The sequence below is a fragment of the Leptothoe sp. PORK10 BA2 genome (assembly GCF_034932105.1).
In the GTDB taxonomy this organism is placed as follows: domain Bacteria; phylum Cyanobacteriota; class Cyanobacteriia; order Phormidesmidales; family Phormidesmidaceae; genus Leptothoe.
Genome location: NZ_JAYGIG010000188.1, coordinates 1 through 5,984, shown reverse-complemented (window position 1 = coordinate 5,984; position 5,984 = coordinate 1). Strand labels below are relative to the sequence as shown.

Annotated in this window: 9 protein-coding genes and 2 pseudogenes; 5 read left to right on the top strand and 6 right to left on the bottom strand. The window is 47.4% G+C overall.

Annotated elements, in window-relative coordinates; genetic code table 11:
* Positions 1-114: 114 nt before the first annotated feature.
* Genes VB741_RS25870 through VB741_RS25860 form a run of 3 tightly spaced genes read right to left on the bottom strand, consistent with a single transcriptional unit; the run spans position 115 to position 988 of the window.
* A complete protein-coding gene (locus VB741_RS25870; RefSeq protein ID WP_323368111.1) occupies positions 115-525 on the bottom strand; it encodes a hypothetical protein in 411 nt (136 codons plus the stop codon).
* 44 nt (positions 526-569) lie between these two features.
* Entirely contained in the window at positions 570-713 is a 144-nt protein-coding gene (locus VB741_RS25865; RefSeq protein WP_323368110.1) for a hypothetical protein, read from the bottom strand.
* Positions 710-988 carry a hypothetical protein gene (locus VB741_RS25860; RefSeq protein ID WP_323368109.1) on the bottom strand — a complete coding sequence of 93 codons (279 nt, stop codon included), beginning with the start codon at positions 986-988 and terminating at the stop codon, positions 710-712. The genes VB741_RS25865 and VB741_RS25860 overlap by 4 nt, the downstream gene beginning before the upstream one ends.
* 297 nt (positions 989-1,285) lie before the next feature.
* On the opposite strand from VB741_RS25860, the gene VB741_RS25855 reads away from it, so the two are divergent.
* The 5 genes and pseudogenes from VB741_RS25855 to VB741_RS25835 all read left to right on the top strand — a co-directional run bounded on the left by VB741_RS25855 (position 1,286) and on the right by VB741_RS25835 (position 3,546).
* Positions 1,286-1,804: a helix-turn-helix domain-containing protein gene (locus VB741_RS25855; protein WP_323368108.1), complete on the top strand. Its 519-nt coding sequence runs from the start codon at positions 1,286-1,288 to the stop codon at positions 1,802-1,804.
* A 38-nt stretch (positions 1,805-1,842) separates the two neighbouring features.
* A complete protein-coding gene (locus VB741_RS25850; protein ID WP_323368107.1) occupies positions 1,843-2,349 on the top strand; it encodes a transposase in 507 nt (168 codons plus the stop codon).
* A 15-nt stretch (positions 2,350-2,364) separates the two neighbouring features.
* Positions 2,365-2,622: pseudogene (locus VB741_RS25845) on the top strand (ISKra4-like element ISLesp1 family transposase); the annotation flags it as partial.
* Positions 2,619-2,891, top strand: coding sequence for a helix-turn-helix domain-containing protein (locus tag VB741_RS25840; protein WP_323368106.1), 273 nt, complete (start codon positions 2,619-2,621; stop codon positions 2,889-2,891). The pseudogene VB741_RS25845 and the gene VB741_RS25840, both read left to right, overlap by 4 nt.
* Complete coding sequence (locus VB741_RS25835; RefSeq protein WP_323368105.1) at positions 2,872-3,546, top strand: IS630 family transposase; 675 nt, start codon at positions 2,872-2,874, stop codon at positions 3,544-3,546. The genes VB741_RS25840 and VB741_RS25835 overlap by 20 nt, the downstream gene beginning before the upstream one ends.
* A gap of 186 nt (positions 3,547-3,732) precedes the next feature.
* Here VB741_RS25835 and VB741_RS26580 read toward each other — a convergent pair.
* The 3 genes and pseudogenes from VB741_RS26580 to VB741_RS25825 all read right to left on the bottom strand — a co-directional run.
* A pseudogene (locus tag VB741_RS26580) lies at positions 3,733-3,852 on the bottom strand (IS1/IS1595 family N-terminal zinc-binding domain-containing protein); the annotation flags it as partial.
* An 889-nt stretch (positions 3,853-4,741) separates the two neighbouring features.
* On the bottom strand, positions 4,742-5,617 hold the full coding sequence (locus VB741_RS25830) for an ABC transporter substrate-binding protein (protein WP_323368104.1): 876 nt from the start codon (positions 5,615-5,617) through the stop codon (positions 4,742-4,744).
* Between the two features lie 49 nt (positions 5,618-5,666).
* The gene (locus tag VB741_RS25825) at positions 5,667-5,873 is read right to left on the bottom strand and encodes a hypothetical protein (protein ID WP_323368103.1); all 207 of its coding nucleotides are present in this window, start codon (positions 5,871-5,873) and stop codon (positions 5,667-5,669) included.
* Positions 5,874-5,984: the final 111 nt, after the last annotated feature.

The window sequence follows — 5,984 nt, the reverse complement described above, 5'->3', positions numbered from 1 at the left end:
GCCCTGGTTGCAAGAGACACATCACACCTGGGAGCCCATCGCTAATGCATTAATCAAATGCGACAACTTGTGTTTGACAGATTGAGCGCACGGATTCTATCCTGATTGAGTTTTTCAGCAAACCCTATTTAGGCAGGTTTTTCTAAAAGATTGGTTCCATCGCTTATGGGCATCAAAAATACTCCATTCCTTTATGCCTCGATCGTTGAGTAAGATCATCTCCGCTCGCATTACTTCGTCACTTTTACCCTCAACGATGATTAGATAGTTACCCTGGGCAAGGCGAAGAAGGTGGGATACACCTTGAAGTAAAACAAGATGAAGAACAGTTTCGCCTCGACCGTCCCTAACGTGGCTCTTCGTCCGGCTCCCCTCGATCGTTGACGGGGTACTCCGTCGGGGCACCTCGGCATTGCTCCACACCTGAGCAAAGGCGAATTTAAGTTCCTTAAAGGCTTTCCGGTTCAAACCGGTTAAAGCTCGCACAAGGCGGTCACTCTTGAGGGCACGTTGAAGATTCAGCACGGCACACCTGGGTCAACTGGCTTTAGAGACAATTATCCCCTATTTCACAACAGGTCTAATAACCAGTCATAGCCACGTCGATGCCAGGCACTCACCTTTTTCACGGCTAGTTTATGGGAGTGGCCAGGCCGATAGGCAAAACTCACCGGCTCAAACTGGGGTTCTAACACCGGGTGCAACACATTCAACAGCGCCTGCTTACGATGCGATCTCGTACCGTCGGCACCCGTAAAATTCGCCAGCCCCCCGACTTTTTAGGAATTGCAATCTGTCTCAGGGGCAAGGGCCGATAGGTGCCCCTGGCAACCTGGTGCAACAGTTTAGCAAGGTTACACTCTATCTGTTCACCACACTGCCTAATAGTCTCTCGATCTACACCCGCACAACCATTATTGGCAGCTACCTTCTGCCACGCCTGCTCAAAGTTATCAGGGTTGAGAAACTGCAGCAGCCGATTTGCCATGGCATCTAGAAACTAAAGCAACAGTTTCCATTTAAACCATTTCTGGAAATAGCTATTTCCAGGCTTACGGTCCTAGGCATAGAGTTAAGCAGCTGGATAGTGCGAAGTTCATCTCTAACTGGTGAAAGTCTCTAGAAAAAGAACATCCCAGGGCTGTGTTTCAAAAAAAGCATAGCCTCTGACTTTGTATGCTGAGATGTCCTGCTCGCAACCTACCTCATGCCCTCCTGATACCAATTTGCATTTAGATACGTCATTTAGATAGTCTATACATACCAGTCGTAATTCTCAGACTTTATGAGCCGAGTGAGTTCCGTCAAGCCACATCTAAGTGAGGACGAAGTGAAAGCCAAAATTGCGACAGCATCGACAGTTCGTCGTCAGCAGAAATGGATGATCATTCATAACGCGCTGGTCGACCCTCGCCCGGCCGCAGACATTGCAAAACACACAGCTACTAGCCTGCGCACTGTTCATCAGGTGATCGCGGACTACAACCGCAAGGGGGTGGCTGCGATTGAGACCATGGGTAGACAAGGGAAAAGTCCTCGTGCGTATCTGGACTTTGAAGAAGAAGAAGCGTTTTTATCAGCCTTTAATGAATCTGCCAAGAGCGGGCATTTGACGACGATTGAGGCGATTCAGAAAGCCTTCGAGACAGAAGTGGGGAGCCCCGTTGTCCCAAGCACAATCTATCGTCTACTGAAGCGGCATAGCTGGCGTAAATTGAGGCCTCGTCCCTATCATCCAGAGGGTGACAAAGAAGCCCAAGCGACTTTTAAAAAAACTTTCCAGACTTGGTTCAAGCAGCCTTAGCAGACCGTCCTCAGGCGGACTCACGTCCGGTTATCATCATGGCAGAGGATGAAGGTCGTTTCGGTAGATTGGGGCAAGTCATGAGCGCTTGGTGTGGTCCTGGGATATGGCCTGAAAGTGGGCAACAGTTAGTGCGTGAATATCTCTATAGCTATGTGGCCGTAGCCCCAGCCTTAGGGATGATGACAGCTTTGGTCTTACCGTACTCCAACACCGAGATGATGAATTTGTTTCTAAAACAAGTGTCCCAAGATTTTTCAGACTATTTTGTGGTGATGCAGGTGGATGGAGCCGCCTACCATACAGGACAAGCCTTAGTCATTCCAGAAAATATTCGATTGATTATTCAACCCCCTCGTAGTCCAGAACTCAACGCAGTCGAGCATGTCTGGGAGGAGATTCGAGAGAAACACTTCTACAATCGTGTGTTTGACTCTCTCGATGCTGTATCCGATACCTTATGCAAAGGACTTAAAGAACTCATAGACCTTCCAGAAAAGATAACGTCTATGACCAATTTCCCTCACATGAGAATTACGTTTTAAAACGCGAATTGGTATGAGTTGGACACTGACTCAGCCCAACGATTCAGCAACTATCTCAAAGGCCATGCTGGCCGTATTCCCAACTATCGCTACTACCAGATGGAAGGCTTGCCCATTGGCTCTGGTCCCGTTGAATCTTGGGTCAAACAGATCGATGCCAGACTGCAGGTGACCGGTGCTCAATGGAATGAAGAAACGTTGCCGCAAATGCTCAAGTTGAGATCCGCTTATCTCAATCAACAACTGGATTATTTTTCATCCGCCAGCGGATGACGTGCTCCCGTCCCTTATCCCTGTTGGGACGTAAACCTCGTCAACATCCCCCCACGGAGGCCAAGTTTGATGGCGACAAAGAAGCTCGATTAGTGGCCTTAACCTGCTCAGAGCCTCCGACGGGGTATGGTAGCTGGAGTCTGCGCTTATTGGCAGAGAGCGTTGTCGAACTCGACATTGTGGATAGTGTCAGTCATGAAACCATCCGTCAGACCCTAAAAAAACGAGCTGCAACCCTGGCGTCAGGAGATGTGGTGCATTCCCCCTGAGCAGGATGCGGCGTTTGTGTGTCAGATGGAACAGGTGCTTGAGGTGTATAAGCGCCCCTATGATCCCCGACATCCACAGGTCTGTATGGATGAGCAACCGAAGCAATTAATGGCCGAAAAACAGACCCCCCAACCGGTCCAACCCGGCACCCCCACTCGGGTTGACTCCGAATATATCCGTCAAGGGGTGTGCACCGTGTGGATGTTTGTCGAACCCCTAGCCGGATGGCGCGATGTTCAGGTTAGCGAGCGTCGAACCGCGGTCGATTGGGCACAGTATGTCCAGCAATTGGTTGACCACCCTCGCTATGCAATGGCTGAAACGATTACCTTGGTGTGTGACAACCTGAATACCCACACCTTGGCCAGTCTCTATAAAGCCTTCGAACCTCAAGAGGCCCAACGCCTGATCGAGAAACTCAAGCTCGTTCATACGCCCAAACATGGCAGTTGGTTGAATATGGCGGAGCCTGAATTGAGCGTGCTCACTCGCCAATGTCTCTCTCAACGCATCGAGTATCTTGACGATATTAAACAACAAGCCCAGCAGTGGACCCTGCAGCGCAATCAAAAACAAAAAGGGATTGATTGGCAATTTACCACCGATGATGCACGCATCAAGCTAAAACACCTCTACCCAAAAATTGAATCATGACAGACTACTAGCTTTAGGTACGACTTCAGCCACTTGAGGCATAGCTGCATAGCAAGCATTGACATAATCTTGCAGCCAACTGTCTGAAACGCCTGTAGCTCTGACGATGCCTGCCAACGGAATTTTCTCCAGCAGGAGAAGACCTACTAAACTCTGCTCGTTCCTATCTCTCGGCTTCCATTGCGGGTCTTCAACAAACTGTCGGTTGCAGTCTCGGCATTTATAGTTTTGCTTGCCTCGACGGGTTGTACCGTTCTTTGAAATGTCGTGCGAGCCACAGGTTGGACAAGTCATCTCAACTGGCATCTGCTCTACTCCTCTAGAGTCGCAACAGCTATGTCTTATTTTCCTCTATCCTTTACATTAATGCACTACCCTTTTGCGCGATCTGCCTTTGATCTGAAACAAATAGTTTATTGGCTATTGCATCTAAATTTCATTTGCGAGGTACATAATGCACATCGTATTTAGAGCGACGAAACTTTCCGTAATTAGTCTTTGCCTGAGAGCGCTGTTGCCATTTTTCATACCGTGGACGGTGGCACCATAGCCACGAGAGCCTAAGCCCACAGAAAGATACGGCGACAAAGCAGATAATGAATAGCCAGGTATGACAATCCATGGAATGGGGCCATTAGAATATGCAATTTACACCCAGATAAAGTGCATTTACTTAGGTGTAGATCGTGGCTTCATGATAAGGGATCTCAAGAAGTTTGTAACTATGGCTCAGCTTAGATAAAGTACAAAATTTTTAATACTAAGATTCATGGTTCGCTCAAAATTTCTGAGATTTCAGAAAAGCTAGGGTAGCAATAGGTTTTCTGCATCTTGACACAAGAAGGAAGTTATGAAATCCGATTTTCCTCATGGCTACCCAGCCAACTACAGAGCAAATTTCATCAGTCATACACTATCTGTAGTGTTTTCACATTTTGTTGAACCACTAAATAAAATCAGCGAACGGTGAGCTAAGATACTTGATGAATCCTTATTAGGAATTATTCTCAAAATTTTGCTTCACCGTCTCACCATGCCCCATCAAGCACCGACTTCACCCTGGTCGCGACGTCAGTTTTTAGGCTTTTTCCATAATGAGGATGGCCACTCCCACAGTATGCATTTCCATGGGACTCATCCAGCTGCTATGGATGGCGTCCAATGTAAGGCCAGATAAAGAAAAGATAGGGTGAGTTTAGCTGAGAGCCTCACAAACTCGTTCAATACTTTTCACGCTGCCTGGATTGATTAAACCGTGATAGTCGAAAACATAGACCTGAGCTGATTGAACCGCCGTCAGCTGCCCCCAAAAGGGATCGGTTTTGAGCTGAGCTATTTCTGCTTCGACACCACCGCCGGAGTCAACAAAATATAGTTGTTCCGGGTTCATCTCTAAAACTTTGTCAGGAGAGAGCGTAATATATCCTTGAAATTCGCTTTGCCCCTGAATGCTGGCGGTTGAATTTTGGATATTAAACTTTTCTAGAAAGTCTCCGGCCCAGCTGTCTTTGTTAGGGGATAGTATAGGTTCGCGGCTAGCTAGCACAATAGCAGTGGGGCCAAAATCGTCGGCCTGGGCCAGACAGGCATCATAGCGTTCAACTAACGGTGTGGGATCGGCGGCAAGCTGGGTAGCTAAGGTCTGAGTTAGCCTTTTAAGGCTTTCCCAGTTTGTAATGTTTACTGATAAAACATCGATTTTAAGATCCGTCAATCGCTCTAACGTTTTGTCGTGAAACCCAGCAGCACCAATGACAAGATCTGGTTCTAGAGCCACAATTTTTTCTAAATCGGGTTCAGTCCGTCCGCTGCTCACAACGGTTAATCCCTTAAAACGGGGATCGTTTGTAAGTATTGGGCTGCCGGGAATGCCTACCAGAGTATCGGCGGCCAGAATTTGGACAATATCAGCACTGATGGAGGTAAGGGCAACAATCTTTTGGGGCGTGTTTTCAGGAGATGTCACGATTTCTGTTGCCTCCGGTGATACAGAAGAACTGGGACTGCAAGCGACAATCGTAACTACCATTCCCAATCCGCCAAATAATTGACCAAAACGTTGTATACCCATTATCTCTCTCCTTGTAAGCTGAGCACTTTATCACTGGTTAATCACAACATTAAAACTGCCAGGTAACCCCAGCTTGCACATTGAGCCCTGGTTGCTCAAAACGGGCTTGCTGCAGGTTGAATAGTTCATCGTTACTATCTAAAAAGCGCACATCTGAGTAGCACTCATAGTCAGTATCAAGCAAATTAAACAATCCCAGATTTAGGGTGAGATTTGGATTGACTTGATAGTAGCCAATTAAATAGACCTCTTGCAAAAATGATTATGTGCTAAATTGCTGTATTTTGCTGCCAGTCTTCGGCAAGGTTGAGTTCATAATTGTAGAGTGCCGCTATCAAATTGAATCGCAGCCCATAGCGTCGTCGTC